General features: G+C 70.6%; 27 protein-coding genes. 17 read left to right on the forward strand and 10 right to left on the reverse strand.

What is annotated here, in order from left to right; genetic code table 11:
• Positions 1-8: 8 nt before the first annotated feature.
• Positions 9-2,111, reverse strand: coding sequence for a transketolase (gene tkt, locus AAIB33_RS04740; RefSeq protein WP_345802408.1), 2,103 nt, complete (start codon positions 2,109-2,111; stop codon positions 9-11).
• A gap of 350 nt (positions 2,112-2,461) precedes the next feature.
• Here tkt and AAIB33_RS04745 point away from each other — a divergent pair, with 350 nt between their 5' ends.
• Both AAIB33_RS04745 and AAIB33_RS04750 read left to right on the forward strand, forming a co-directional pair.
• Positions 2,462-3,388, forward strand: a complete 927-nt coding sequence (locus AAIB33_RS04745; protein ID WP_345802409.1) for a heme o synthase — start codon at positions 2,462-2,464, stop codon at positions 3,386-3,388.
• Between the two features lie 578 nt (positions 3,389-3,966).
• Entirely contained in the window at positions 3,967-4,830 is an 864-nt protein-coding gene (locus tag AAIB33_RS04750) for a DUF559 domain-containing protein (RefSeq protein ID WP_345802410.1), read from the forward strand.
• A gap of 98 nt (positions 4,831-4,928) precedes the next feature.
• Here AAIB33_RS04750 and AAIB33_RS04755 read toward each other — a convergent pair whose 3' ends face one another.
• Positions 4,929-5,480 (reverse strand): hypothetical protein, encoded by a 552-nt coding sequence (locus AAIB33_RS04755; protein ID WP_345802411.1) that lies wholly within the window; start codon positions 5,478-5,480, stop codon positions 4,929-4,931.
• Between the two features lie 153 nt (positions 5,481-5,633).
• The gene (locus AAIB33_RS04760) at positions 5,634-6,614 is read right to left on the reverse strand and encodes a COX15/CtaA family protein (protein ID WP_345802412.1); all 981 of its coding nucleotides are present in this window, start codon (positions 6,612-6,614) and stop codon (positions 5,634-5,636) included.
• A 254-nt stretch (positions 6,615-6,868) separates the two neighbouring features.
• Here AAIB33_RS04760 and sufB point away from each other — a divergent pair, with 254 nt between their 5' ends.
• From sufB to AAIB33_RS04820, 12 genes are all read left to right on the forward strand, one after another.
• Positions 6,869-8,287 carry a Fe-S cluster assembly protein SufB gene (sufB, locus tag AAIB33_RS04765; protein WP_345802413.1) on the forward strand — a complete coding sequence of 473 codons (1,419 nt, stop codon included), beginning with the start codon at positions 6,869-6,871 and terminating at the stop codon, positions 8,285-8,287.
• Complete coding sequence (sufD, locus tag AAIB33_RS04770; protein WP_345802414.1) at positions 8,288-9,478, forward strand: Fe-S cluster assembly protein SufD; 1,191 nt, start codon at positions 8,288-8,290, stop codon at positions 9,476-9,478.
• A complete protein-coding gene (locus tag AAIB33_RS04775) occupies positions 9,475-9,804 on the forward strand; it encodes a non-heme iron oxygenase ferredoxin subunit (RefSeq protein ID WP_345802415.1) in 330 nt (109 codons plus the stop codon). Before sufD ends, AAIB33_RS04775 begins: the two co-directional genes overlap by 4 nt.
• Before the next feature lie 13 nt (positions 9,805-9,817).
• Complete coding sequence (gene sufC / locus AAIB33_RS04780) at positions 9,818-10,600, forward strand: Fe-S cluster assembly ATPase SufC (RefSeq protein WP_345802416.1); 783 nt, start codon at positions 9,818-9,820, stop codon at positions 10,598-10,600.
• Between the two features lie 9 nt (positions 10,601-10,609).
• Positions 10,610-10,939: a metal-sulfur cluster assembly factor gene (locus AAIB33_RS04785; RefSeq protein WP_345802417.1), complete on the forward strand. Its 330-nt coding sequence runs from the start codon at positions 10,610-10,612 to the stop codon at positions 10,937-10,939.
• A 78-nt stretch (positions 10,940-11,017) separates the two neighbouring features.
• On the forward strand, positions 11,018-12,178 hold the full coding sequence (locus AAIB33_RS04790; RefSeq protein ID WP_345802418.1) for an aminotransferase class I/II-fold pyridoxal phosphate-dependent enzyme: 1,161 nt from the start codon (positions 11,018-11,020) through the stop codon (positions 12,176-12,178).
• A complete protein-coding gene (locus tag AAIB33_RS04795; protein ID WP_345802419.1) occupies positions 12,175-13,539 on the forward strand; it encodes an MFS transporter in 1,365 nt (454 codons plus the stop codon). Before AAIB33_RS04790 ends, AAIB33_RS04795 begins: the two co-directional genes overlap by 4 nt.
• An 87-nt stretch (positions 13,540-13,626) precedes the next feature.
• Positions 13,627-14,556, forward strand: a complete 930-nt coding sequence (locus tag AAIB33_RS04800) for a siderophore-interacting protein (protein WP_345802420.1) — start codon at positions 13,627-13,629, stop codon at positions 14,554-14,556.
• Positions 14,553-15,566 carry an iron chelate uptake ABC transporter family permease subunit gene (locus AAIB33_RS04805; RefSeq protein WP_345802421.1) on the forward strand — a complete coding sequence of 338 codons (1,014 nt, stop codon included), beginning with the start codon at positions 14,553-14,555 and terminating at the stop codon, positions 15,564-15,566. Before AAIB33_RS04800 ends, AAIB33_RS04805 begins: the two co-directional genes overlap by 4 nt.
• The gene (locus AAIB33_RS04810; protein ID WP_345802422.1) at positions 15,563-16,597 is read left to right on the forward strand and encodes an iron ABC transporter permease; all 1,035 of its coding nucleotides are present in this window, start codon (positions 15,563-15,565) and stop codon (positions 16,595-16,597) included. Before AAIB33_RS04805 ends, AAIB33_RS04810 begins: the two co-directional genes overlap by 4 nt.
• A complete protein-coding gene (locus AAIB33_RS04815) occupies positions 16,594-17,415 on the forward strand; it encodes an ABC transporter ATP-binding protein (protein ID WP_345802423.1) in 822 nt (273 codons plus the stop codon). Before AAIB33_RS04810 ends, AAIB33_RS04815 begins: the two co-directional genes overlap by 4 nt.
• 26 nt (positions 17,416-17,441) lie before the next feature.
• Positions 17,442-18,479, forward strand: coding sequence for an ABC transporter substrate-binding protein (locus AAIB33_RS04820; protein ID WP_345802424.1), 1,038 nt, complete (start codon positions 17,442-17,444; stop codon positions 18,477-18,479).
• A 66-nt stretch (positions 18,480-18,545) separates the two neighbouring features.
• On the opposite strand, the gene AAIB33_RS04825 is transcribed toward AAIB33_RS04820, so the two are convergent.
• The gene (locus AAIB33_RS04825) at positions 18,546-18,791 is read right to left on the reverse strand and encodes a hypothetical protein (RefSeq protein ID WP_345802425.1); all 246 of its coding nucleotides are present in this window, start codon (positions 18,789-18,791) and stop codon (positions 18,546-18,548) included.
• 216 nt (positions 18,792-19,007) lie between these two features.
• On the opposite strand from AAIB33_RS04825, the gene AAIB33_RS04830 reads away from it, so the two are divergent.
• A complete protein-coding gene (locus tag AAIB33_RS04830) occupies positions 19,008-19,760 on the forward strand; it encodes a hypothetical protein (RefSeq protein ID WP_345802426.1) in 753 nt (250 codons plus the stop codon).
• A gap of 77 nt (positions 19,761-19,837) precedes the next feature.
• On the opposite strand, the gene AAIB33_RS04835 is transcribed toward AAIB33_RS04830, so the two are convergent.
• Entirely contained in the window at positions 19,838-20,476 is a 639-nt protein-coding gene (locus tag AAIB33_RS04835; protein WP_345802427.1) for a biotin transporter BioY, read from the reverse strand.
• Between the two features lie 123 nt (positions 20,477-20,599).
• On the opposite strand from AAIB33_RS04835, the gene AAIB33_RS04840 reads away from it, so the two are divergent.
• Positions 20,600-22,198 (forward strand): ABC-F family ATP-binding cassette domain-containing protein, encoded by a 1,599-nt coding sequence (locus tag AAIB33_RS04840; RefSeq protein ID WP_345802428.1) that lies wholly within the window; start codon positions 20,600-20,602, stop codon positions 22,196-22,198.
• Positions 22,199-22,204: 6 nt separating this feature from the next.
• On the opposite strand, the gene AAIB33_RS04845 is transcribed toward AAIB33_RS04840, so the two are convergent.
• From AAIB33_RS04845 to AAIB33_RS04860, 4 genes are all read right to left on the reverse strand, one after another.
• Positions 22,205-23,080 (reverse strand): SURF1 family protein, encoded by an 876-nt coding sequence (locus tag AAIB33_RS04845; RefSeq protein WP_345802429.1) that lies wholly within the window; start codon positions 23,078-23,080, stop codon positions 22,205-22,207.
• Complete coding sequence (locus AAIB33_RS04850; RefSeq protein WP_345802430.1) at positions 23,077-23,295, reverse strand: hypothetical protein; 219 nt, start codon at positions 23,293-23,295, stop codon at positions 23,077-23,079. Before AAIB33_RS04850 ends, AAIB33_RS04845 begins: the two co-directional genes overlap by 4 nt.
• Positions 23,292-23,675: a DUF3099 domain-containing protein gene (locus AAIB33_RS04855; protein ID WP_345802431.1), complete on the reverse strand. Its 384-nt coding sequence runs from the start codon at positions 23,673-23,675 to the stop codon at positions 23,292-23,294. The genes AAIB33_RS04850 and AAIB33_RS04855 overlap by 4 nt, the downstream gene beginning before the upstream one ends.
• Before the next feature lie 61 nt (positions 23,676-23,736).
• Positions 23,737-24,474: a DUF4190 domain-containing protein gene (locus tag AAIB33_RS04860; protein ID WP_345802432.1), complete on the reverse strand. Its 738-nt coding sequence runs from the start codon at positions 24,472-24,474 to the stop codon at positions 23,737-23,739.
• Positions 24,475-24,590: 116 nt separating this feature from the next.
• Here AAIB33_RS04860 and fabG point away from each other — a divergent pair, with 116 nt between their 5' ends.
• Entirely contained in the window at positions 24,591-25,301 is a 711-nt protein-coding gene (gene fabG / locus AAIB33_RS04865) for a 3-oxoacyl-ACP reductase FabG (RefSeq protein ID WP_345802433.1), read from the forward strand.
• Positions 25,302-25,323: 22 nt separating this feature from the next.
• Here the strand turns inward: fabG and AAIB33_RS04870 are convergent, their stop codons facing one another.
• Positions 25,324-26,019 carry an alpha/beta hydrolase gene (locus tag AAIB33_RS04870; protein WP_345802434.1) on the reverse strand — a complete coding sequence of 232 codons (696 nt, stop codon included), beginning with the start codon at positions 26,017-26,019 and terminating at the stop codon, positions 25,324-25,326.
• Between the last annotated feature and the right edge of the window lie 27 nt (positions 26,020-26,046).

Raw genomic sequence — 26,046 nt, forward strand, 5'->3', positions numbered from 1 at the left:
GTCTCTCCTTAGTTCGCCGACGCCGCGGCGATGGTCTCGCGGGCCGCCTCGACGACGGCGTCGGCGGTGATGCCGAACTTCTGGAACAGGGTCTTGTAGTCGGCCGACGCGCCGAAGTGCTCGATCGAGACCGAGCGTCCGGCGTCGCCGACGATGCCGCGCCACGAGAGCGCGACACCCGCCTCGACCGACACACGGGCCTTGACGGCGGCGGGAAGCACGCTCTCTCGGTAGGCCTCGTCCTGCTCGGCGAACCATTCCAGCGAGGGGGCCGAGACGACGCGGGCGTTGATGCCTTCCGCCTTGAGGGTCTCGCGGGCGGCGACGGCGAGCTGCACTTCGGAGCCCGTGCCGATGAGGATGACGTCGGGCTCGCCGTTCTCGGCGTCGATGAGCACGTAGGCGCCCTTCGCGACGCCGTCGGTCGAGGCGAACACGTCACCGGATGCCTCGCCCTCGCCACGCTCGAACACGGGGATGTTCTGCCGCGTCAGCGCGATGCCGGCCGGCGCGCTCTGGCGACGGAGGATCTCCAGCCACGCGGCCGCCGTCTCGTTCGCGTCGGCGGGGCGCACGACGTCGAAGTTCGGGATGGCGCGGAGCGTGGCGAGCTGCTCGATCGGCTGGTGCGTCGGTCCGTCCTCGCCGAGCGCGACGGAGTCGTGCGTCCACACGAAGATCGACGGGATGTCCATCAGCGCGGCCAGTCGCACCGAGGGGCGCATGTAGTCGCTGAAGATGAGGAACGTGCCGCCGAACGGGCGGGTCTTGCCGTGCAGCTTGATGCCGTTGACGATCGCACCCATCGCGTGCTCGCGGATGCCGAAGTGCAGCACGCGGCCGTACGGGTCGCCCGACCACTCGTGCGTCGACCACTCGGCCGGGATGAACGACTTGGCGTCCTTGATCGTCGTGAGGTTCGACTCAGCGAGGTCGGCCGATCCACCCCACAGCTCGGGCAGCTCGGCGGCGAGGGCGTTGATGACGACGCCCGAGGCCGCGCGGGTCGAGACGTCCTTGCCGGCCTCGAACGAGGGCAGCGCCGACGCGATGTCCTCGGGCAGCTCGCCGGACTCGAGGCGGTCGAACAGCGCCTTGCGCTCGGGGTTCGCGGCCGCCCAGGCGTCGAACTTCTCCTGCCACGCGGCCCGCACCTCTGCGGCGCGGTCCTTCAGCGCACGGGTGTGCGCGATGACGTCGTCGGCGACGACGAACGACTGCTCGGGGTCGAAGCCGAGCACCTTCTTCGTCGCGGCGAGCTCGTGGGCGCCGAGCGCGGAGCCGTGGATCTTGCCGGTGTTCTGCTTGCCGGGGGAGGGCCAGCCGATGATCGTCTTCAGGATGATGATCGAGGGCTTGCTCGTCTCGCCCTTCGCCGCCTCGATGGCGGAGTACAGCTCGGCGACGTCCTCGACGTACTGACCGGTCTTCTTCCAGTCGACCGTCTGCACGTGCCAGCCGTAGGCCTCGTAGCGCGCCGCCACGTCCTCGGTGAACGCGACATTGGTGTCGTCCTCGATGGAGATCTGGTTCGAGTCGTAGATCGCGATGAGGTTGCCCAGCTCCTGGTGCCCCGCGAGCGACGAGGCCTCCGACGTGATGCCCTCCTGCAGGTCGCCGTCACCGGCGATCACGTACACGAAGTGGTCGAACGGCGACTCGCCGGCCGGAGCCTCGGGGTCGAACAGGCCGCGCTCGTAGCGGGCCGCGTAGGCGAACCCGACCGACGACGCGAGGCCCTGGCCGAGGGGGCCGGTCGTGATCTCGACGCCCTTCGTGTGGCCGTACTCCGGGTGGCCCGGGGTGAGCGAGCCCCAGGTGCGCAGCGCCTTGAGGTCGTCGAGCTCGAGACCGAATCCGCCGAGGTACAGCTGCACGTACTGGGTCAGCGAGGAGTGCCCCGCCGACAGGATGAATCGGTCGCGACCCACCCAGTGGGTGTCGGCCGGGTCGTGGTTGAGCACCCGCTGATACAGCAGGTACGCAGCCGGCGCCAGGCTCATCGCGGTGCCGGGGTGTCCGTTGCCCACCTTCTCGACGGCATCCGCCGCCAGAACACGGGCCGTGTCCACGGCGCGCTCGTCGATCTCATCCCAACGCAAATCCGACACCGGACCGCCTTTCATCATGGAGGTTTCGGCGCCCCGGGCGGCCACGCCGCACAGCTCCAAGCGAAGTTCTGCGGGAGGGGGGTTTTGCGCGGGGTCGCGCCTGTGTTTTTTCAGCATATCGAAGGGCCATGCCCCTCAGGCCATGTGCGCCGTTGTGTGACCGCGACAAAGCGGCACGCCGAAAGAGTGGCATGCGAGCCGCTCGTCGGCGTTGCGCCGATGTGTCGGCCGAATGACGCGCGCCCCACAGTCCGGTGGACCGGTTTGTGAGCCCTCTCCGGCGCGGGGGAGCGTGTCACCCATGACATAGACTTGGGTGGTTCGACAGCGGGCGCACGATACGGGGGGCGATGGACATCTCGAGCACGGCGCACGTGACGACACCAGCCGCCCCGCGCACCTTCGGCCGCACCGTCCGCGCCTACGTCGCTCTGACGAAGCCCCGTGTGCTCGAGCTGCTGCTCGTCACGACGGTTCCCGTCATGATCCTCGCCGAGGGCGGTCTGCCGAATCTGTGGCTGGTCCTCGCGACCGTCATCGGCGGCTCGCTGAGCGCGGGATCCGCCGCCGCGTTCAACATGTACCTCGACCGCGACATCGACGCGCACATGCAGCGCACCGAGAACCGTCCGCTCGTGACGGGGGAGGTCTCGCCGCGCGGTGCGCTCATCTTCGCGTGGACCCTCGCGGTCGCCTCGACGGTGTGGCTGTGGCTCACCACCAACTGGCTCGCCGCGACCCTCTCGGCCGTCGCGATCTTCTTCTACGTCGTGATCTACACGATGATCCTCAAGCGCCGCACCGAGCAGAACATCGTGTGGGGCGGCATCGCGGGCTGCTTCCCGGTGCTGATCGGCTGGACGGCCGTGACCGGCTCCCTCGCGTGGCCGCCCGTCATCCTGTTCGCCCTCGTCTTCCTGTGGACGCCGCCGCACTACTGGCCGCTCTCGATGAAGTACAAGGCGCAGTACGACGAGGTCGACGTGCCCATGCTCGGCGCGACGCGCAGCGGCTCGCAGGTCGGGCTGCAGGTCATCCTCTACGCCTGGGCGACCGTCGCGTGCTCGCTGCTGCTCATCCCCGTCGCCGGCATGGGCCTCGTCTACACGGTCTCGGCCCTCGTGTTCGGCGGCTGGTTCATCTACGAGTCGCACCGCCTCTACAACCGCGCCGTGCGCGGCACCGAGCCCCGGCCGATGCGCGTCTTCCACGCCTCGATCACCTACCTGACGCTCCTCTTCGTCGCGATCGCGATCGACCCGCTGCTCCCCTTCTGACCCGCCCGCGGTGTGGGCGGAGCGCCCGGGGTTGCGCTGGCGCTCAGGCGGACCGGGTTCTGCAGCGCGGCTGATCGCTCTCCGCCGGTGCGTCGGCAATAACCACTGTGCAGGGGTGGAGTGGATGCCGCGGCCCGACGTTGTGCCGATCTCCGACGTTGTGGCGCGGGCGTGCCGCCGCCCGTGCGTCGGCGATAAGCACACTGCAGGGGCGAAGTGGATGCCGGCGCCCGACGTTGTGTCGATCTCCGACGCTGTGGCGCGGGGCTGCGTCGGCGCCCGCGCGTCGGCGATAACCACCGTGCAGGGCCTAAGTGGATGCCGGTGCCTGACGCCGTGCTGATTCCCGATGTTGTGGCGTGCGGCGTGTGTGGAGGGCATCGTGCCTGGCGCGTCGGCGATAACCACCGTGCAGGGGCGAAGTGGATGCCGGCGCCCGACGTTGTGCTGATCTCCGGCGTTGTGGCGCGGGGGCGGGCGGGGCATCGTCTCCTCCCCTGGGCGGCCGGACGGGTCGTTCTCCACCGAGGCGACGAGAGCGGAGTCGAGAGCGCATCGAGGCAGCTCATGGTTGGGGGATGGCGACCCGAACCGCGACTCGACGCACGGCGGCCCTGGATGCGCTGGAGGCGGAGGTCCGACGGCGCCGCGGGGTCGCGCGTGCCTCGTCTCTTCAGCTCGACGGACACTCCCGGCACTACCTGCGGCTGGCTGTCGACGCCCGGATGCTCCATCGCGTGCGGCGGGACTGGCTTGCCGTCACGGGTGCCGATCCCGACCTCGTCTCGGCGGCCCGCCGGGGCGTCGTCCTCTCGTGCGCGACGCGCGCAGCGCGGCTCGGGCTCTGGGTCATGGGCGACGAGGGCGAGCATGTCGCGGCTGGCGGGCACGACCGCGTGTCGGTGACGGCGGACACGACCGTGCATTGGACGCGCCCGGTGATCGCACGGCACCCGGATCTCCTCGAGGACTCGATCGAGAACACCCTCGCGCTGATCGCGATCTGCCAGCCGCGCGAAAGGGCCCTCGTGGTGTGGGAATCAGCGCTGAACCGGGGCATGGTGGAACGCCCTCGGCTCGAGCGGCTGGATCTTCCTCCGGTTGCGAGGCGGATGCTAGAGGAGGCCCGGCCGCACGCCGACTCCGGTTTGGAGACGATCTTCGTGACGAGACTGCGCCGGTTCGGCGTCTCGGTGCGCTCGCAGATCTGGATCGCCGGGCATCATGTGGATCATCTGATCGGGGAGCGGCTCGTGTTCCAGATCGACGGCGGCCACCACGTCGGGATGCAGCGCACGAGCGACATCGCGCACGATGCGGCGTTGCGGCTGCTCGGGTTCACCGTCTTCCGCGTCGGCTATGCCCAGGTGATCGACGACTGGCCGTACGTGCAGTGGCTGGCGATGGAGGCGATGGCGCAGGGACTTCATCGTGCAGCCTGAAACGCCACAACGCCGGAGATCGCCACGGCGTCGGGCGGGATCAGCTCCCGGGGTCCGGCGTTGCGATGATCTCCGGCGTTGCGATGAGGGCAGGCGGCTCAGCGAGCGGCCGGGCCGTCCTTCGGCGCGGGGGTGTAGCCCTCGGGCGCGGCCGCAGGCTCGGTGGCGACGGCGGGCTCCGACGCTACCGCGGGCTCCGACGCTACCGCGGGTTCCGACGCGACAGCGGGCTCCGACACGATGACGGGCTCGTCGGCGACGGGCGCGGCCGACTCGGCGACGACCGGCTCGGCCGGGACGGAGTACGCGGTGCCGGTCGCGGCGGCGGGCGCGGCACCCTCGGACTCGGCGGTCCAGTCGATGGGCTCGACGACCTCGACGGCCGCGGCGGGGACGAACGACTTCAGGACGCCGAGGAACAGCGTCGCGACGAGGCCGACGAGGCCTGCGCCGATGAGGGCGGCACCGACGGTGATCCACGACTGACCGCCGTAGACCTCCACGCCCGTCGCGGTGCCGTCGAGCAGCGTCGAGTTCATCGTCGAGATCTTGTCGACGACGAGCCAGGCTCCGACGGCGATGCTCGCGAGGGATCCGAGGAGCAGGATCCAGAACGGGATGCTGCGAACGAGACGGGGACGTGCTGTCATGTGGTGACTCCTTAGAGGGGGAAGCGCGGCACAGACCCGGCCGCGCGTCTGACAGTCTTTCAGACGCCCCGACGCGCCTCCGTGTGTCGCCTCGATGAGTCTCCTATGAGACTGCGTCCCCGAGCGGAGCGCGTCAAGGGGTCGCCGCGCGGCTCAGACCTCGGCGCGAGAGCGCGACGGGATCGACTGCCGCTCCGCCTCGAAGGGGGCATCCGACGTCTTGAGGTGCATGATGACCGCCGTCATAGCGGCCACGAGCGACACGGCCAGCACCATGTGGATGTTGACGAGCCAGAACGGCAGCCCCGTGCGCGCCTGCCAGAGGCCGACGCCGATCTGCACGAGCTCGACCGCGAGTAGGAGACCCGTGAAGAGCCGCAGGCGCAGCGCCGGGGGAGTGCGCCACGACGCGATGAAGAGCACGATCGTGAGGACGAAGAGCACGTAGGCCGGCCACGCGTGGATGTGCTGCCACAGCACGGGGTCGAGGCCGTTGCGAGCCGCGAGATCGTCTCCGGCGTGCGGTCCGGCGCCCGTGAGGAGGATGCCGATGAGCACCGTCACGGCGACCGCGGCGCTGGTGACGTGCGTCAGGATCGCGAAGCCGCGCGACACCGCGCGTCGGCGCGGGCCCGGGCCGCCGTAGACGCGGGCCACGTAGGCCGCGGCGTTCGCGACGAGCGCGGCCGAGATGACGAAGTGGATGCCGACGAGGCTCGGCGGCAGGTGCAGCCAGACGATGATCCCGCCGACGACGGCCTGCAGGATGATGCCGAGGCCGTTCGCGAGCGTCAGGCCGAAGAGCTCGGGGCGCGCGGCGCGCAGGCGCACGACGGAGAGGAACGCCAGCGCCGCGATCACGATGAGGACGCCCGTGAGGGTGCGGTTGCCGAACTCGATGAGGCTGTGCCAGCTGAGGGCCGCCGTCGGGACCAGCGAGCCTTCCGTGCAGTACGGCCAGGTGGGGCATCCCATTCCCGAACCGGTGAGGCGGACGAGCCCGCCCGTGCCGACGATCACGACGTTGCTGATCAGCACGAGCCACGCGAGCACGCGCGTGCCGGTGCCCACCGTGTCGGGGAGCAGTCGCGAGAACGGGCGCCTGCGGGTCGGGGCGCTCTCCTGAGCGGACATGCGGTGTCGCCTCCTGACAGGCCCGCCGGGGCGCGGCGGGCGAGGCTCGACGGCGCCGGGTGACGGCGCGAACCTGTAGAATCGAGGGGTTGCGTGCGAGCGCCCATCGGCGCCGCGCATCACTGACAGTTTAGGCGCGCACGATTGGCGCCGCCGATGAGGGCCCAGAGCGGCATCCCCCTTCCCGAACTCCACGGAAGACCAGGAATGCCGGGGCGGATGAACACCGTTTCGGCCTTGAGGAGAGTGTGACGATGTCGGATGTCCTGATCGACCGCCCCGAGCTCGATGGTCTGGGGGTGTACGAGTTCGGCTGGCACGACGCCGACGCGGCGGGAGCCAGTGCGAAGCGCGGCCTGAGCGAAGCCGTCGTCCGCGACATCTCGGCCCTCAAGGCCGAGCCCGAATGGATGCTGAAGAACCGGCTCAAGGGTCTCCAGCTCTTCGGCCGCAAGCCGATGCCGACGTGGGGCGCCGACCTCAGCGACATCGACTTCGACAACATCAAGTACTTCGTGCGGTCGACCGAGAAGCAGGCGCAGTCCTGGGAGGACCTCCCCGAGGACATCCGCAACACGTACGAGCGGCTCGGCATCCCGGAGGCGGAGCGTCAGCGTCTCGTCGCCGGCGTCGCGGCGCAGTACGAGTCCGAGGTCGTGTACCACCAGATCCGCGAGGACCTGGAGGCGCAGGGCGTCATCTTCCTCGACACCGACACGGCGCTCAAGGAGCACCCGGAGTTCTTCGAGGAGTACTTCGGCACCGTCATCCCGGCCGGTGACAACAAGTTCGCGGCGCTGAACACCGCCGTCTGGTCGGGCGGCTCGTTCGTCTACGTCCCGAAGGGCGTCCACGTCGAGATCCCGCTGCAGGCCTACTTCCGGATCAACACCGAGAACATGGGCCAGTTCGAGCGGACGCTCATCATCGCCGACGAGGACTCCTACGTCCACTACATCGAGGGCTGCACGGCCCCGATCTACAAGTCCGACTCGCTGCACTCGGCCGTCGTCGAGATCATCGTGAAGAAGAACGCCCGCGTTCGCTACACGACGATCCAGAACTGGTCGAACAACGTCTACAACCTCGTCACCAAGCGCGCCATCGCGCACGAGGGCGCGACGATGGAGTGGATCGACGGCAACATCGGCTCCAAGGTGACGATGAAGTACCCGTCGATCTACCTCATGGGCGAGCACGCCAAGGGCGAGACGCTCTCGGTGGCCTTCGCGGGCCCCGGTCAGCATCAGGACGCCGGCGCCAAGATGATCCACATGGCGCCGTACACGCAGTCGTCGATCGTCTCGAAGTCGATCGCGCGCGGCGGCGGTCGCGCCGGCTACCGCGGCGAGGTCCGCGTCGACGCGAACGCGCACCACAGCGCCAACACCGTGCGCTGCGACGCGCTGCTCGTCGACACGATCTCGCGCTCCGACACCTACCCCGCGATCGACATCCGCGTCGACGACGTGCAGCTCGGCCACGAGGCCACGGTCTCGAAGGTCAGCGAAGAGCAGCTCTTCTACCTGCAGTCCCGCGGCCTTCCCGAGGACGAGGCGATGGCCATGATCGTCCGCGGCTTCATCGAGCCGATCGCCCGGGAACTGCCCATGGAGTACGCCCTCGAGCTGAACAAGCTCATCGAGATGGGCATGGAAGGATCGGTCGGCTAGATGACGACCACGCAAGAGGCGCCCGTCGTGGTGCCTGGTTCCCGAGCGCACTCCGACGGGGCCGGCGCCTTCGTCCCGGTCCAGACGCGGTCCGAGCGCCCCACCTCGTTCGACCCTGCCGACTTCGGCGTCCCGACGGGGCGTGAGGTCAACTGGCGCTACACGCCCGTCGACCGGCTCGCGCCGCTCTTCCAGGACGTCGCCGGCCCGCACGACGTCATCGAGGTCAGCGTCCAGGCCCCCGCCGGGGTCGAGCAGTCGCGTCTTGCGCCGGGCGCGGGCCCCCGCGGCGAGGTCTTCCGCCCCGAAGATCTCCCGAGCGCCATCGCCTGGTCGCAGGAGCCCGAGGCTCCGCTCGTGCGCATCCCCGCCGACGCCGAGCTCGAGGAGCCCGTCTTCGTGACGCTCACGGGCACGGGCGGACTCGCGCACGCTCATGTCGTCGTGGAGGCGGGCGCCAACTCGCGCGCGACCGTCGTCTTCCGCCACACCGGCTCGGCACAGCACGCGCAGAACGTCGAGATCCTCGTGCGCGACGGCGCCAAGCTGACCGTCATCACGGTGCAGGAGTGGGACGACGACGCGCTCCACCTCTCGTCGCACCAGGCGCGGGTCGAGAAGGACGCCTTCCTCCGCCACATCATCGTGAGCTTCGGCGGCGGCGTCGTGCGCGTCAACCCGTCGATCGAGCTCGCGGGCGCCGGCTCGCACGCCGAGCTGTACGGCCTGTCGTACTCGGACGCCGGTCAGCACCTCGAGAGCCAGGTCTACCTGCACCACAAGGGCGAGCACACGAAGGGCGACGTCCTCTACAAGGGCGCCCTCCAGGGCGTCGGCGCCCGCAGCGTCTGGATCGGCGACGTCCTCATCGGAGCGGATGCCGTCGGCACCGACTCGTACGAGGCGAACCGCAACCTCGTCCTCACCGACGGCGCACGCGCCGACTCCGTCCCCAACCTCGAGATCGAGACGGGCGACATCCTCGGCGCCGGCCACGCGAGTGCGACGGGTCGCTTCGACGACGAGCAGCTCTTCTACCTGCAGGCCCGGGGCATCCCCCAGAAGGAGGCCCGCCGGCTCGTCGTCATCGGCTTCCTGAGCGAGATCGTCCAGAAGATCGGCGTGCCCGCCATCGAGCAGGAGCTCGCCGACGCGATCGAGCGCGAGCTCGCCGAAGGGGCCGACGCATGAGCGCCTCCCGCGCGTGCGCGCTGAGCGACCTCGAGCAGGACACCGCGCTGCGCGTCGAGATCGACGGTGTGCCCATGGCGGTCGTGCTCGACTCGAACGGCGAGGTGCACGCCATCGGCGACACCTGCACCCACGGCGACATCTCGCTCGCCGAGGGCTTCGTGGATGGCGACACGCTGGAGTGCTGGGCCCACGGCTCGGCGTTCTCGCTGCGCACGGGCAAGCCCCTGAACCTCCCCGCGTACGAGCCGGTCCCGGTCTACGCCGTCACGATCGAGGGGGATGACGTGCTCATCGACCCCACCGTGACCAAAGAAGTGAACTGAGAAGGAAACCCGAATGTCTGTCCTCGAGATCCGAGACCTGCACGTCACCGTCGAGACCGACGAGGGAACGACGCCCATCCTCAACGGCGTGACCCTTACCGTGAAGACGGGTGAGACGCACGCCATCATGGGCCCCAACGGCTCGGGCAAGTCGACCCTCGCCTACACGATCGCGGGCCACCCGAAGTACACCGTCACGAGCGGCTCCATCACGTTCGACGGCGAGGACGTGCTCGAGATGACGGTGGACGAGCGCGCGCGCGCCGGCGTCTTCCTCGCGATGCAGTACCCCGTCGAGATCCCCGGCGTCACCGTGACGAACTTCCTCCGCACCGCCAAGACCGCGGTCGACGGAGAGGCGCCCTCGATCCGCACGTGGACCAAGGACGTCAAGGAGGCCATGAAGCACCTCCGCATGGACCCGAAGTTCGCGCAGCGCAACGTCAACGAGGGCTTCTCGGGTGGCGAGAAGAAGCGCCACGAGATCCTCCAGCTCGAGCTGCTGAAGCCGAAGCTCGCGGTGCTCGACGAGACCGACTCGGGCCTCGACGTCGACGCGCTCAAGATCGTGTCGGAGGGCGTCAACCGCGCCAAGGCCGAGACGAACCTCGGTGTGCTCCTCATCACGCACTACACGCGCATCCTCCGCTACATCCACCCCGACTTCGTGCACGTCATGGTCGGGGGGCGGATCGTCGAGGAGGGCGGCCCCGAGCTCGCCGAGCGTCTCGAGAACGAGGGCTACGACCGCTTCGTGGCCCCGCTCGCCGAGGCCGCCGCCGACGCCGAGGCGTAGGATCGCTGCATGACCGCGACGCTCACACCCGAGAAGTTCGACGAGGTCACCGAAGCACTCAAGGACGTCATGGACCCCGAGCTGGGGATCAATGTCGTCGACCTCGGACTCGTCTACGACCTTGCGTGGGATGACGAGAACGACGCTCTCGTCATCCACATGACGCTCACCTCGGCGGGCTGCCCGCTCACCGACGTCCTCGAGGAGCAGACCGCTCAGGCCCTCGACGACGTCGTCGAGCGCTTCCGCATCAACTGGGTGTGGATGCCGCCGTGGGGCCCCGAGCGGATCACCGACGACGGGCGCGACATGATGCGCGCGCTCGGCTTCGCCATCTGAGGCGCCCTGGTCGAGCACGACTGAAACGCGGGGAAACACGCCGAGGGGCGGCATCCCTCATCCTCTTAGTCTCTTAGGGTGAGCGTCACCCCCCTTCAGGCACTGCCGATCGACGAGCTGCGACAGCGGTCCAGCACGAAGTGGCGCAAGTACCCCGACGACATCCTTCCGTTCTTCGTGGCGGAGATGGACTATGCGCTCGCGCCCGCCATCACGAAGGCGCTCCTGCGCGCCGTCGAGCTCGGCGACACCGGCTACACGCCGCCCGAGCCGGGCGTGCGGGAGTCGTTCGTGGCCTTCGCCCAGCGCCGGTTCGGCTGGACCGTCGACCCCGACACGGTGTTCTGGACGGGCGACGTCATGATGGGCGTCGTCGAGATCCTGCGCGCCGTCACCTCGCCCGGCGACCGCGTGGTGGTGACGACGCCCGTGTACCCGCCGTTCTTCGACTCGGTGGAGGAGGCGGGCGCGGTCGTCGAGCGGGTGCCGCTCGTGCGCTCGGAAGCCGGCTGGGAGCTCGACCTGCGCGGCATCCAGGCCGCCCTCGCGGGCGGTGCGCAGGCCGTGCTGCTCTGCAATCCGCATAACCCGACCGGCACGGTCCACAGGAAGGAGAGCCTCGCGGCTCTCGCCGAGATCGCGGCGGCATACGGCGCGGTCGTGGTCTCCGACGAGATCCACGGTCCGCTCGCGCACGGCGAGGTGGCGTTCACGCCGTTCCTCGCCGTGTCCGACACCGCCCGCAGCGTCGGCTACGCGGTCACGAGCGCGAGCAAGAGCTACAACCTGGCCGGCCTCAAGTGCGCTGTCATGGTCGGGGGCTCCGCCGAGCAGGCGAAGGTGCTGCGGGCGCTCCCGTGGGAGGTCGAGTGGCGCACGGGCCTCTTCGGCGCGCTCGCCAACAACGCCGCGTTCGCGCCCGAGAGCGACGTCTGGCTCGACAGCCTGCTCGCGGCACTCGACGAGAACCGGCGCCTGCTCGCGGACCTGCTGGCCGAGCACCTGCCGCTCGCCGTGTACCGGATCCCGGATGCCGGGTTCCTGGCGTGGGTGGACGTCTCGGCCTACGGCTGGGGCGACAACCCCGCGACGCACCTGCGCCGCAAGGCCCGCGTCGCGTTCCATCACGGCCCGCTCTTCGGCGACGAGGGCAGGGGTCACATCCGCATCAACTTCGCCTGCTCGCCTGAGCTGCTGCGCGAGGCGATCGAGCGGGTGGGGGCTATCGTCGAGGAGTGAGCACCGAGATCGAGGATCCTGTCTCGATCTGGGATCCGCGGTTCGTCTGGGTGACCGTCGGCGCCATCGCGCTGATCTTCCTCGCCGCGATGCAGTCGCTCGCGGTCACGACCGTCATGCCCGTCGTGAGCGACGACCTAGAGGGTGCCGCCCTGTACGCCGTCGCCTTCTCGGGCACGCTGGCGACGAGCGTCATCGGCATGGTCGCCGTCGGAGCGTGGAGCGATCGATCGGGCCCGGTCTGGCCCCTCACGACGTCGGTCGCGCTGTTCGTCGCGGGACTCGTCGTCGCGGGGCTCGCGCCGACGATGGGACTACTCGTGGTCGGCCGGCTCATCCAGGGCCTCGGCACGGGAGGCCAGACCGTCGCGCTGTACGTCGTCGTCGCGCGCGTGTACCCGGCCGCCCTGCACGGCCGCGTCTTCGCCGCGTTCTCGGCGGCGTGGGTCGTCCCGTCCCTCGTCGGGCCCTTCCTCGCGGGTGCCGTGACCGAGTACCTCCACTGGCGCTGGGTCTTCCTCGGCGTCGCGGGTCTCACCGTCATCGCGTTCGCGATGGTCGCGACTCGGCTGTGGGGAACCCCGCTCGACACCGAGCATCCGTCGCGCGTCCGCATCGCACCGCGCCTGGCGTGTGCCGTCGCGGTCGCCGTGGGCGCCCTCGGGCTGAGTCTCGCGGGGGAGCTGGGGGAGTGGGCGTGGCTCGCGGTGGCGGCATCCCTCCTCGTCCTGGTCTTCGCATCGAAGCCGCTCCTCCCGCGCCGCACGCTGCGGGCGGGTCGCGGCCTGCCGAGCGTCGTGCTGATGCGCGGCCTCATCGCGGGCGCGCTGTTCGGCGCCGAGATCTACGTGCCGTATCTGCTCATCGACGACTACGGCTTCTCTCCGACGTGGGCAGGGCTCGGGCTCACGGCGGCCGCGCTCGCGTGGGCGGTCGCCGCCGACGTGCAGGGGCGCTTCGGCGACCGCATCGGCAACTCGCGTATCGCGATCATCGGCACGACGCAGCTCGCCGCGGCGGCGGTGATCGCCGCGCTCACGGCGGCGCTGCACCTTCCCCCAGCGGTGGTCATCGCCGGGTGGGCGCTCGCCGGCTCGGGCATGGGGCTCATGTATCCGCGCCTCACGGTGCTGACGCTGGCGTACTCGACGCCCCAGAATCAGGGCTTCAACTCGTCGGCACTGTCGATCTCGGACTCGATCGGCGCGGCCACGTCGATCGCCGCGATGGGTCTCGTCTTCACCGCGCTGGTGGGGACGGATGCAGGCTTCCCGGCCGTCTTCCTCGTCGCCGCCGTGCTCGCGGGGCTCGCCCTCGTACCGGGGCTCCGGCTGGGACACGCGCACGAGTCCCAGCCCTGAGAGGGCGCAGGACCGGGGGTGAGGGGCTCTGAGTCGAACGGTGCTCGGCTTTTGCGATCGGAGGGAAGGTAAGGCTAGCCTAAGGTCATGTCCTCGACTCAGACCGCCGTCCGGCCGGCCTACCGTCCCTACCGCGCGGAGGTCGCGCGGGTCGAACGGCTCTCACCGCACTTCGTGCGCGTGACCTTCACGGGCGACGAGTTCGAGCACTTCGGCACCGCGCGCCTCGATCAGCGCATCAAGGTCGTGCTGCCGCTCGCCGACGGCACGTTCTCCGACTTCGGACAGGACGAGGGCGCGGGGGACTGGTACGACCGGTGGCGCGCCCTTCCGCAGGCCGCGCGCAACGTCTTCCGCACCTACACCGTGCGGCGCATCGACCCGGATTCGGGGGAGCTCGACGTCGACTTCGTGACGCACCACGACGCGGGGCCGGCGGGAACGTGGGCGGCGCAGGCCGTGCCGGGGCAGCGTCTGTTCATCGTCGGGCCCGACGCGCGCAGCCCGCATGCCGCGAGCGGCCTCGACTTCCACCCCGGCACGGCGCGGCGCATCCTGCTCGCCGGTGACGAGACGGCCGCGCCGGCGATCACCGCGATCCTCGAGCTCCTCGGAGCCGACTACGACGTCGACGCGTTCATCGAGGTGCCGACCGCCGCCGACGTCCTCGACGTCCGTCGGGGTCACAGCGGGCGGCTCACGTGGCTCCCGCGGGGCGCGCGACCCCACGGCGCCTCGCTCATCGAGGCGATGACAGCGTGGGCGGATGCCTCGACCGAGGTGCTCGCTCGGGCAGCGGCGCCGCGCCGCCAGGAGCTGGCCGACATCGACGTCGACCTCGAGCTGCTGTGGGACAGTCCGGAGGCTGCGGACGGCGAGTTCTACGCATGGATCGCGGGCGAGGCGGCGACGGTGAAGACGCTGCGGAGGATGCTCGTGAGCGAGCGCGGCGTCGACCGCAAGCGCGTCGCGTTCATGGGCTATTGGCGGCTCGGGCAGGCGGAACGCACGCAATGATCGCCGCCGCCCGCACCCGGCGGGCGCGCGTCGTGCTGGCCTCGGTCATCGTCCTCCTCGCGGTGGCGATCCTGCTGAGCCTCGGCGTCGGCGCGCGCGCGATCGCGCCGGCCGACGTGCTCCGGGCCTTCCTCGCGCCCGACCCCGGCAGTGCCGACCACACCGTCGTGCTCTCGCAGCGCGTCCCGCGAACCGTCATCGGCCTCCTCGCGGGCGCCGCCCTCGCCGTCGCAGGGACCGTCATGCAGGGGCTGACGCGCAACCCGCTCGCCGACCCCGGTCTCTTCGGCGTCAATGCGGGCGCCGCCGTCGCCGTGCTCGCGGCGATCACTGTCCTCGGAATCGCGAGCCCAGCCGGCTTCGTCTGGTTCGCCTTCGCCGGTGCCGCAGTCGCGGCCGCGCTCGTCGCGGTCATCGGCTCGCGCGGGCCCGACGGCGGGAACCCCGCGAAGCTCGCGCTCACCGGCGCGGCCGTCACGGCGGGTCTCACGGCCGTGTCGCTCACGATCCTCACGACCGACCGGCAGGCGCTCGACGTCTACCGCTACTGGTCGGTCGGCGGTCTCACGGCGCGCGGCCTGGACTCCGTCCTCGTCGTCCTCGTGCCGATCCTCGTCGGTCTCGTCCTCGCGGGCACGAGCGCCCGCGGGCTCGACCTCATCTCCCTCGGGGAGGACACCGCGACGGGTCTCGGCCACAACGTCGCCCGCACGCGCGGAGTCGGCATCCTCGCGATCGTCCTGCTGTGCGGGGGAGCGACGGCCATCGCGGGTCCCATCGTGTTCCTCGGCCTGCTCGTGCCGCACGCCCTGCGTGGGCTCGTCGGGTCGGACTACCGGTGGCTCCTTCTCATCGGCGCTCCCGCGGGCGCCGTCGTGCTGCTGTTCTCGGATGTGATCGGGCGCCTCATCGCCCCTCCGGGCGAGGTGCAGGCGGGACTCGTCGTCGCCTTCGTCGGGGCGCCGCTGCTCATCTCGCTCGTGCTCCGCCGCCGGCAGGTCGCGCTGTGAGCGCCGCGCTGACGGTGAGCCCCGTCGCCGCCGTGCGCGCCCGGGTGCGGCGCCGCCGGGTGCTGGTCGGCTTCGGCGTCGCGGCCGTCGTCCTTGTCGCCGCCGCGGTCTCGCTCTCCGTCGGGGAGTACGCCCTCACCCCCGCCGATCTCTGGCGCACGCCGTGGGGCGGCGGAACGCGGATCGAGAGCTATGTGGTCTTCCAGGTGCGCGCGCCTCGCCTCGCTATGGCGCTCCTCGTCGGCGCGTGCCTCGGAGTGGCGGGGGCGCTGCTCCAGTCGCTCCTCGCCAACTCGCTCGCGAGCCCCGACCTCCTGGGGATCAGCGGGGGAGCCGGCGTCGCCGCCGTGTTCGGCATCCTGATCCTCGGTGTCGGCGGTCCGCTGCTCGCCGTCTTCGCGTTCGCCGGCGGGCTCGTCGTGGCGGCTTTCCTGCTCCTGGCGGGACGGCGGCGCGGCGACGGCGACTTCCGGCTCATCGTCGCGGGTGTCGGCATCTCGTTCCTGTGCGCCGCGATCACGAGCTACCTCATGGTGCGGGCCAAGGTCGAGCTGGCCCAGGCCGCGCTGATCTGGCTCACAGGAAGTCTCGCATCGACCCCGTGGTGGAACGTGCTCGTGGTGCTCGCGGTCGCGGTGCTCAGCATCCCCGCCGTCATCGCGTGTGCGCGCTGGCTGCCGCTGACGCAGCTCGGCCCCGGCACGGCCGTCTCGCTCGGCGTCCGCCCGGGCCTCGTGCGGATCGTCGCGGTCGTCGTGGCGGTGCTCCTCACCGCCACGACGTGCGCCTTCGTCGGCCCGATCTCCTTCGTCGCCCTGTGCGCACCGGCCATCGCGCGCCCCCTGCTCGGCCACGGCGCAGTCGGCATCGCGACCAGTGCAGGGGTCGGAGCGGCGCTCCTCGTCGCCGCCGACCTCGTCGCGCAGTACGCGATCCCCGGTGTCTCGCTTCCCGTCGGCGTCGTCACCGGCGCGATCGGCTCGCTCTTCCTCCTGTGGCTGCTCACGACCTCGAAAGGACGCCACTTATGACCCCGGCATCCGCTCCCCTCCTCGCAGCCCGCGGTCTGACCGCCGGATACCCGGGCCGTCGCGTCATCGACCACCTCGACCTCGAGGTCGCTCCCGGCCGAATCACGATGATCATCGGGGCCAACGCGTGCGGCAAGTCGACCCTCCTGAGCGTGCTCGCGCGGGTGAACGCCCCGCTCGCGGGGCGCGTGGAATTGGACGGAGCCGACGTCGCGACCATCCCCCGGCGCTCGTTCGCACAGACCGTCGGGCTGCTGCCGCAGCATCCCTCCGCCCCCGACGGGCTGACGGTCGCCGAGCTCGTGGCGCGCGGCCGGCATCCGCACCGCGGCGTCTTCCAGCGGTGGGACGCCGCCGACACGGCGCGCGTGGACGAGGCGATGAGGCGCACGGGGGTCGCGGAGCTGGCCGACCGCGCGGTCGGCGACCTCTCCGGCGGGCAGCGCCAGCGCGTCTGGATCGCGATGGCCCTCGCGCAGAACCCGCGCATCCTGCTGCTCGACGAGCCGACGACGTTCCTCGACCTCAGCCACCAGATCGAGGTGCTCGACCTGCTGCGCGAGCTCAACCGCACCGACGGCACGACGATCGTCGTCGTGCTGCACGAGCTCAACCTCGCGGCGCGCTACGCCGACGACCTCGTCGTCATGGCGCACGGCCGCGTCGTCGCGCACGGCACCGCCGACGAGGTCATGACGGCCGATGTCATCTCCGAGGCGTTCGCACTCGACGCGCTCGTCATCCCCGATCCGCTCACCAAGACGCCCCTCGTCGTTCCCGTCCCCGGCGGCTCCCACGTCGTCGCGGACGCGGAATGACCTCCCTCGAAAGGAAGAACACAGCAATGCCTTCTCGATTCCCCTCCCTCGCCGCCGCCGCGGCACTCGTGGTCGCCGGTGCGCTGGCTCTCAGCGGCTGTGCCGGATCGACGGCCGCGGACCCGACGGGCGCCGCCGATCCCGCCGGTGACTCCGCGGCGTTCCCCGCGACGTTCGAGCACCTGTACGGCGAGACGACGATCGAGTCCGCGCCCGAGCGCATCGCGACCTGGGGCTGGGGAGCCACGGACGCCGTGCTCGCCCTCGGGATCGTGCCGGTCGCGATCTCGTCGATGGACTACGGCGGGGGCGACGACCGCATCACGCCCTGGGTCGAGGATGCGATCGACGAGCTCGGCGGCGAGAAGCCCGCCATCCTCGACAACGCGACCTACGAGCTCAACGTCGAGGAGCTGCTGGCGGCCGACCCCGACGTGCTCATCGCACCCTACTCCGGGCTGACGGAGGAGGAGTACGACGCCGTGACGGCGGCCGGCATCCCGGTCGTGGCTCCCGAGAAGGCCCTCTGGGCGACGCCGTGGCGTGACGTCATCACCGAGACGGGCAAGGCGCTCGGGCTCTCCGACGAGGCGGATGCGCTCGTCGCCGACCTCGACACGCAGGTGTCGGATGCCGCCGCCGCCCACCCCGAGTTCCAGGGCACGTCGATCGCCTACATCGACGACGACGTGGACACGCTCTACCTGTACCTCACGACGGACGCGCGCGTCGAGATCCTCGAGGACCTCGGGTTCACGTCTCCCGACAGCGTCACCGCGCTCGACACGGGCGAGAGCACGTTCGTCACGACGGTCAGCTACGAGAACCTCGACCGGATCGACGCGCAGGTGGTCTTCACGCAGGCCGAGCAGCAGGCGACGCTCGACGAGTTCCTCGGCTCCGATCGCGGTCAGCTCATCCCCGCCGTGAAGAAGGGCGCCGTTGCCGCCATCGTCGGCGAGGAGAACGTCGCCGCCGTCTCGCCGACCGCGCTGTCGCTGCCGTGGCTGCTGCCGACGCTCGTCGACAAGCTCGCCGCGGCGACCGCGACCGCCACGAGCTGAGACGACCCGCGAACGAACGAGGACCCCGACCGCGATGGCCGGGGTCCTCTCGTCGTTCGGGGCCTGCTAGTCGTCGTCGCCCGGTCGACCCGCCTTGCGGCGCTCGAGCCGCCAGTGGATCTCGTGGGTCGCGGGATGGCGCCATTCGACCATGCGGTATTCGAAACCGGGCAGCAGCACGATCGGGATCGGGTCGGGGGATGCCGGTGCCACGGCGCCCACGACGATCTTCGCGTCCGTCGGGATGAAGGGTGACTGAGCGGGGACGGGGGCCGTGATGATCTCGACCGGGTCTCCATAGGGGCGAGCCATACCCGCAACTTAGCACGCGACAGCGTGATCGACCGTTCCCGATAGAAGCGGCATACGAGGATCTTAGCTTTATGATAACTTTCTCCTTCAGCCGGGCTCGACGCCAAGGCGATCACCTTCACGGCGCAGCAGCCGACGACGCAGTCGCTATCCCAGGTCGTCTCGCAGGTCGCCTCGCAGTCGGCGACCCAGTCGGCCACGCAGTCCGCAACGCAGGTGGCGACGCAGTCCGTCACCCAGGTGCTCTCGCAGGATCTCACCTGCACCTTCACGAACGGCAATGGCACGAAGACCTTCCACCGCGAGGGCGTGCGCGACGGAGAGCGCACCGGCACCCGCACGGGAAGCCGCGTCGGCACTCGCGAAGGCAGCCGCGTCGGCGACCGTGAGGGAATCCGCACCGGCACGCAGACGGGCGTCCAGACCGGCACCATCGCGTACGACCTCGACGTCGAGGCGCGCAAGGCCAATCAGTACACGGGCTTCGTCCTGAAGGGCTGGAAGGGTCAGCCGGTCTCCTCGACCGTCGGCGCGCCCGCGTGGAACGCCGCCTCGTTCGGCGACTGGGAGTTCGGCGACTGGTCCTTCGCCGGGGAATTCGTCTTCGCCGGGACCTACAGCTTCGATGCCGCCTACACGTTCGGCGACGCCACGTTCGAGCCCATCAGCGGCACCGAGTGGGGCGACTGGGATGCCGCTCCCGGCGAGAACCCCGACGACTGCCTGCGGTCGGACAACGCCGACAAGATCACCGACCTCTCCAACGTCATCACCCCCGGCGCCATCACCGGTGGTGCGGTCGTCGACGGTGCGATCAGCGACGGCGCCGTCACCGCGGCCGGCATCGTCGAGAGCGCGATCACGGAGGGCGCCGTCTCGTACGGCGCGATCACGAGGGGCGAGGTGACCAAGAGCGGTCCCGCCGCGCTGTTCGTGAACGGCAAGCTCCTGCCCGCTCCGGCTCTCTGAGTCGGCGCCGCGGACATCGGACAGCCCCCGACCCTGCGCAGGGTCGGGGGCTGTTGCGTTGCGCGTGCGGAGAGCCCTCAGGCGCCCTTGCGCTTGTCGACCGCGCGGACGAGCGCCCAGGCACCCGGGATGATGAGCGCGGCGAGCGCGGCCTTGATGACACCGCCGAGCAGGAAGGGCCACAGGCCGAACTGCAGGAGCTGCCCGAAGTCGTATGCGCCTCCGCCGACGACGTTGAGGATGAACGCCATGTACGGGATGCCGAACACGAACGGGATGGCACTCGCCAGCGCGAAGCCGGCGAAGGCGAGGAGCGGCTTGCGGTCCCACGCGCGCTCGGCGAACCAGCCGGCGACGAACGCCGAGACGATGAAGCCGATGATGAAGCCGAAGCTCGGCTTGCCGAGCGTGAGGAGCGTGCCGGTGAAGCCGGCGAAGACCGGCAGTCCGGCCAGGCCCGCCACCATGTAGGTGACGAGCGCAGCAGCGCCGCGCCAAGCGCCGAGGGCGGCGCCGACGACGATGACGCCGAGCGTCTGACCCGTGATGGGCACGGGCCAGAGCGGGATCTCGACCTGGGCGAGCAGCGCGACGATCGCGGCGCCCGCGACGACGAGACCCGCGTCGACGGCGAGCGCCTGGGCGCGACCGGACGGGCGGGCGATGAGGTCGGCGAGCACCTGGCGGCGGCCGGGGGCGGCGGCGATGGCGGACATAAGGCTCCTTGCGTCGTCTCCCGCGTCGGATGCGGGAAGGGGGAGGCGGTCTCGCGACTTATACTAGGGGGCTGGTCATCGACCGCTTTTGCACCCATTCACCTAAGGAAACGGACGTCTGCTGTGCTCGCCGTGCACGATCTCGAGATCCGCGTAGGCGCACGCGTGCTCATGTCCGACGTCTCTTTCCGCGTGTCGGACGGCGACAAGATCGGCCTCGTGGGCCGCAACGGCGCCGGCAAGACGACCCTCACGAAGGTGCTCGCCGGCGACCTGCTGCCGAGCGACGGCCGCGTCGACCGCTCGGGCGAGCTCGGCTATCTGCCGCAGGACCCGCGCTCCGGCGACCCCGAGATGCTCGCCCGCACGCGCATCCTCGACGCCCGCGGGCTAGGTACGATCGCGATCGGCATGAGCGAGGCATCCCTGGCCATGGGATCGGACGATGCCGCCGTGTCCGCCAAGGCGATGCGCAAGTACGCGAACCTCATGGAGCGCTTCGAAGCGCTCGGCGGGTACGCGGCCGAGGCGGAAGCCGCCTCCATCGCCCACAACCTCTCGCTGCCCGACCGCATCCTGGACCAACCGCTCAAGACGCTCTCGGGCGGCCAGCGTCGTCGCATCGAACTGGCGCGCATCCTCTTCTCCGATGCGCAGACGATGATCCTCGACGAGCCCACCAACCACCTCGACGCCGACAGCGTCGTGTGGCTGCGCGAGTTCCTCAAGGGCTACAAGGGCGGTCTCATCGTCATCTCGCACGATGTCGAGCTCGTCGGCGAGACCGTCAACCGGGTGTTCTACCTCGACGCGAACCGCCAGGTCATCGACGTCTACAACATGAACTGGAAGAACTACCTGCGTCAGCGGGTGGCCGACGAGGAGCGCCGCAAGAAGGAGCGCGCCAACGTCGAGAAGAAGGCCAGCGTGCTGCAGCAGCAGGCGGCCCGGTTCGGGGCGAAGGCGTCGAAGGCCGCCGCGGCGCACCAGATGGTCGCCCGCGCCGAGAAGATGCTCGCCGGTCTCGACGAGGTGCGTCAGGAGGAGCGCGTCGCGAAACTGCGCTTCCCCAAGCCCGCCCCCTGCGGCAAGACGCCGCTCATGGCGTCGGGACTGTCGAAGTCGTACGGCTCCCTCGAGATCTTCACGGACGTCGACCTCGCGATCGACCGCGGCTCGAAGGTCGTCATCCTCGGCCTCAACGGCGCGGGGAAGACGACGCTGTTGCGCATCCTCGCCGGCGTCGACAAGCCTGACACGGGCCGGATCGAGCCGGGCCACGGTCTCAAGATCGGCTACTACGCGCAGGAGCACGAGAACCTCGATGTGAGTCGCTCCGTGCTCGACAACATGATGTCGGCCGCGCCCGACATCACGGCGACGGACGCGCGCAAGGTGCTCGGCTCGTTCCTCTTCACGGGGGATGACGTGCTCAAGCCCGCCGGCGTGCTCTCGGGCGGCGAGAAGACGCGCCTGTCGCTCGCGACCCTCGTCGTCTCGAGTGCCAACATGCTGCTCCTCGACGAGCCGACGAACAACCTCGACCCCGCGTCGCGCGAGGAGATCCTCGGCGCGCTTGCGCACTACGAGGGCGCCGTCGTGCTCGTCTCCCACGACGAGGGCGCCGTCGAGGCGCTCAACCCCGAGCGCGTGCTGATCCTGCCCGACGGCGTCGAGGACATCTGGGGGCGCGACTACGCGGACCTCGTGACGCTCGCGTAGAGGCGTTCAGCTCCGCGTCGAGTCGAGGAGAGCGTCCTCGTCGTCGGCATCTCGGTCGCGCCGGCGCTTCGTCCGGTCGCGCACCGGGGGAGTCTCGCCGGCCGCGAGGGCCGCGGCGTCCTCCTCGTCCTCGCGCTTGTGCTGGCGCTCGGTGCGGATGACGTACCAGATGAACCCGAAGCCCATGATGGCGAAGAGGATCCACTGCACCGCGTACGACAGGTACGGCCCGGGGTCGTCGGACGGTGCCTCGAGCGGCTGGGGCTGAGTCGCGGGTGCCGGATCCTCCGACACCATGGCCCCGTAGGCGCTGAGTTCGAGCGCGTCGCCCGCAGCGGGGTCGATGGCGTCGGCGACGGTCGGCAGGTGGATCGACGGCACCTGCCCCTCCGGCGCGGAGCGCCCTGACGCGGGGAGCGACTCGCCCGCGCGCAGCCGCGCGACGACGGTCACCTGGCCGCTCGGGGCGGCGGGGACGACGTCGGGGAGGTTCTGCTCGTCGCCCGGCGGCACCCAGCCACGATCCACGAGCAGCACGCGGCCGTCGTGAAGCCGGAAGGGGACGAGCACCTCGTAGGCGGCGGTGCCCTCGTGCACGCGGTTGCGCACGAGCAGCTGGTCGTCAGCGAGGTACGACCCCGTGAGCTCGACGGGTCGCCACTCGTCGCCCGGGTCGAGCGTGCCTCCGGCGGGGATCAGCTCGTCGAGCGGCACCGGCTCGGCGTTGTAGTTCTGCGCGACCAGCGAGAGCTGCTCGGAGCGGTCGGCGTTGCGCGAGAACTGCCAGTGCGAGAGGAAGGCGCACGCGATGGCGAACACGATCGCGACCGCGACGTAGACGGTCCAGCGGAGGGCGGCGGGCGCCTCTTGGCGGCGGCTCATGCGCGCTCACCCGCCGTCGCGAGCGGCGACACCTCGACGGGGAAGTCGCGGGACGCGAGGAAATCGCGGAGGAACCCGCGATGCTCGTCGCAGGCGACCCACGTCTTGCGCCGGTCCTCGCCGTGGATGCGGGGATTGCGCCAGTCGATGCGCCACGTGGCCGTGGCGCGACAGCCGGCCCGCGAGCACACCGCGGTCTCTGCGTCGGTCGTCATGCGTGGGTGTCCGGAGGGGTCGAGCCGGGCAGGTCGGATGGATGCTGCTCCTCGATGCGGATGACGCGCGGCTGGTCGGGTGAGCCCGTCGTGACGGACGGGGGAGGCGGCGCCGGGAGGGCGCGCTCCGGGTTCTCGCTGCGACGGCTCTTCGAGTCCTGCCCGACGTTGGCCGTGACAACCGCGATATAGGGGAGGAAGACGGCGCCGGCGGCGAAGAGCCACGTGTACCAGCCGTAGGGCTGCACGACGACCATGAGGATGAAGCACGCGACACGGATGCCCATCGTGATGAGGTACCGCACCGAGCGCGCGCTGACCTCATCACGCGGCGCACGCGGGAGCGACGTCGCGGACTGCGCTCCACTCGAGTTCTTCACGATGATTCCAGGGTACGCCGCCCCGGCTGGGCGAGCGTCGCGCCGAAGGGCGCGGATGAGGTCAGATCGTGCGGAACGAGTTGATGTTCGCGGTGAACCAGCTGATCCAGGCGACGAACACGATGATCCCGATGATGCCGAGAGCGAGGCCCACCCAGCCGATGATCGTTCCCGCGAGCCCGAGTCCCCGCCCGGCGTCGCCCGTGCGCTTGATCTGACTGAGCGACAGGTGACCCGTGACGATGCCCACGATGCAGCCGATGATCGGAATGATGAAGAGCCCCACGAGCGATGAGATGAGCGACACGATCGCGAGGGAGTTCGTGCGCCGGCCCGCGCCGTACGCACCGTAGGCGGGAGCCGGAGCGTACGCGGGCGCGGCGCCGTAGGCCGGCGGCGCGCCGTACGCGGGGGCGGGGGCGCCGTAGGCGGGAGCGGGTGCGCCGTACGCGGGGGCTCCGCCGTAGGCGGGGGAAGTCTGCCCGTACGCCGGAGGATTGTCGTACGCGGTCGGATTCTGGCCGTAGACCGGGGGAGCAGGCTGGCCGTACGCGGGCGTCGCGGGCTGCTCGTACGCGGGCGCCGCAGGCTGTTCGTACGCGGGCGCCGCAGGCTGCTCGTACTTGGGCGCTGCGGGCTGTTCGTATGCGGGCGCGACGGGCTGCTCGTACGCGGGTGCGACCGGCTGCTCGTACGCGGGCGCCGAGGGCTCCTCGGAGGCCGGGACTGCGGACGGCGACTCGGGATCCACCGCCGGCTCGTCGTCGGGCCGGTGGCCACCGCTGGTCGAATCGCTCATGAGCCGGATCCCTTTCCGTGGGGTTGCGCTCCCAGCGTTCCAGCGGGCGCATCGGGTGTCAAACGACCCGCCGCTAGGCTGGTGCGGTCCACCGCCCTCACCCTCCGGGAGTGCCCATGTCCTCTGATCGCGTCGTCCTCGTCACCGGCGGAAACCGCGGCATCGGCCGCGCCATCGCCGAGCGCTTCGTGGCGGAGGGCTACAAGGTCGCCGTGACCGCGCGGTCCGGCGAAGGCCCCGAAGGGACGCTGACGGTTCGCGCCGACGTCACGGACGCCGCCGCCGTCGACGCCGCCTTCTCAGAGGTCGAGGCCGCGCTCGGCCCGATCGGCATCGTGGTCGCGAACGCCGGCGTCACGAAGGACACCCTCCTGCTTCGCATGACCGAGGACGACTTCGACAGCGTCGTCGCCACGAACCTGGGCGGCGCGTTCCGCGTCGTCAAGCGCGCATCGAAGGGGATGCTTCGCGCCAAGTGGGGTCGCGTCATCCTGATCTCGAGCGTCGTGGGCCTGTACGGCTCGCCCGGCCAGATCAACTACGCCTCGTCGAAGGCGGGTCTCGTCGGCTTCGCCCGCTCGCTCACGCGGGAGCTGGGCGGTCGCGGCATCACGGCCAACGTCGTCGCCCCGGGCTTCATCGAGACCGACATGACGGCTGCCCTCCCGGAGGAGACGCAGGCCGAGTACAAGAGCAACATCCCCGCGGGCCGCTTCGCGACCCCCGACGAGGTCGCGGGTGTCGTCACGTGGCTCGCCTCGGACGACTCCGCCTACATCTCGGGCGCCGTCATCCCCGTCGACGGCGGTCTCGGCATGGGTCACTGACCCCGCCGCACCACCACGCCGATCACCGGCGGACAGCCGCCTCGATCGCCCGAGCCAGCTCGTCGGGCTTCGAGAACTGCGGCCAGTGACCCGTGCCGAGCTTCACCACCTCGGCATCCTGAATCGACTCGAACTCCTCGGCCCACGGACCCCACTCAGCCAGCTGGGCGCGCAGCTCCTCCTCGTCCGCTCCGCCGGACAGCACTGTGACGGGGATCGCGTGACGCCGCTCGTCGCCGATCGCGAGCGGGTCGGTCGGCACGCGCCCGGGCACCGATCTCGTGCGAGCGGCCCAATGCTCGCGCGTCGCCGCGTCGAGATCGAACACGTCGGGCGCATCGAAGAAGTCCCACCCGGGGAAGGGGACGACGCCGTCGACGACGTCGAACTCGGAGATGCCCCGGCCGGGAGGCGGGGGCACAGTGTCGACGAAGACGACGCGCGCGACGCGGTCGGGCCGTGCGTCGGCAGCGCCCCACACGACGTTGCCGCCGCCCGAGTGGCCGACGAGCGCGACCGGCCCCTCGGCGGCGTCGATCTCGGCGACGACGGCGTCGACCCATTCGCCGATGCCGATCGCGTCGGCGGCGGGCGCCGGCACGCCGAGCCCCGGCATCGTCAGAGGATGAACGGCGTGGCCGGCGGCTTCGAGCGCCGGCGTGATCGCCTCCCACGAGGTGGAGTCGAGCCACAGTCCCGGAACGAGGATGATGTCCATGCCATGACGCTAGCCGCGGCCTCGGAC

The sequence above is a fragment of the Microbacterium sp. AZCO genome (assembly GCF_039614715.1).
Classification (GTDB): domain Bacteria; phylum Actinomycetota; class Actinomycetes; order Actinomycetales; family Microbacteriaceae; genus Microbacterium.

Coding starts and splice junctions, on each gene's coding strand:
- AAIB33_RS04800 (WP_345802420.1), top strand. CDS start 13,627: ATGTCCTCGACTCAGACCGCCGTCCGGCCGGCCTACCGTCCCTACCGC.
- AAIB33_RS04785 (WP_345802417.1), top strand. CDS start 10,610: ATGACCGCGACGCTCACACCCGAGAAGTTCGACGAGGTCACCGAAGCA.
- AAIB33_RS04835 (WP_345802427.1), bottom strand. CDS start 20,476: ATGTCCGCCATCGCCGCCGCCCCCGGCCGCCGCCAGGTGCTCGCCGAC.
- sufD (WP_345802414.1), top strand. CDS start 8,288: ATGACGACCACGCAAGAGGCGCCCGTCGTGGTGCCTGGTTCCCGAGCG.
- fabG (WP_345802433.1), top strand. CDS start 24,591: ATGTCCTCTGATCGCGTCGTCCTCGTCACCGGCGGAAACCGCGGCATC.
- AAIB33_RS04750 (WP_345802410.1), top strand. CDS start 3,967: ATGGCGACCCGAACCGCGACTCGACGCACGGCGGCCCTGGATGCGCTG.
- AAIB33_RS04850 (WP_345802430.1), bottom strand. CDS start 23,295: ATGACGACCGACGCAGAGACCGCGGTGTGCTCGCGGGCCGGCTGTCGC.
- AAIB33_RS04805 (WP_345802421.1), top strand. CDS start 14,553: ATGATCGCCGCCGCCCGCACCCGGCGGGCGCGCGTCGTGCTGGCCTCG.
- AAIB33_RS04870 (WP_345802434.1), bottom strand. CDS start 26,019: ATGGACATCATCCTCGTTCCGGGACTGTGGCTCGACTCCACCTCGTGG.
- AAIB33_RS04825 (WP_345802425.1), bottom strand. CDS start 18,791: ATGGCTCGCCCCTATGGAGACCCGGTCGAGATCATCACGGCCCCCGTC.
- AAIB33_RS04755 (WP_345802411.1), bottom strand. CDS start 5,480: ATGACAGCACGTCCCCGTCTCGTTCGCAGCATCCCGTTCTGGATCCTG.
- AAIB33_RS04760 (WP_345802412.1), bottom strand. CDS start 6,614: ATGTCCGCTCAGGAGAGCGCCCCGACCCGCAGGCGCCCGTTCTCGCGA.
- AAIB33_RS04860 (WP_345802432.1), bottom strand. CDS start 24,474: ATGAGCGATTCGACCAGCGGTGGCCACCGGCCCGACGACGAGCCGGCG.
- AAIB33_RS04775 (WP_345802415.1), top strand. CDS start 9,475: ATGAGCGCCTCCCGCGCGTGCGCGCTGAGCGACCTCGAGCAGGACACC.
- AAIB33_RS04845 (WP_345802429.1), bottom strand. CDS start 23,080: ATGAGCCGCCGCCAAGAGGCGCCCGCCGCCCTCCGCTGGACCGTCTAC.
- AAIB33_RS04745 (WP_345802409.1), top strand. CDS start 2,462: ATGGACATCTCGAGCACGGCGCACGTGACGACACCAGCCGCCCCGCGC.
- AAIB33_RS04815 (WP_345802423.1), top strand. CDS start 16,594: ATGACCCCGGCATCCGCTCCCCTCCTCGCAGCCCGCGGTCTGACCGCC.
- AAIB33_RS04820 (WP_345802424.1), top strand. CDS start 17,442: ATGCCTTCTCGATTCCCCTCCCTCGCCGCCGCCGCGGCACTCGTGGTC.
- sufB (WP_345802413.1), top strand. CDS start 6,869: ATGTCGGATGTCCTGATCGACCGCCCCGAGCTCGATGGTCTGGGGGTG.
- sufC (WP_345802416.1), top strand. CDS start 9,818: ATGTCTGTCCTCGAGATCCGAGACCTGCACGTCACCGTCGAGACCGAC.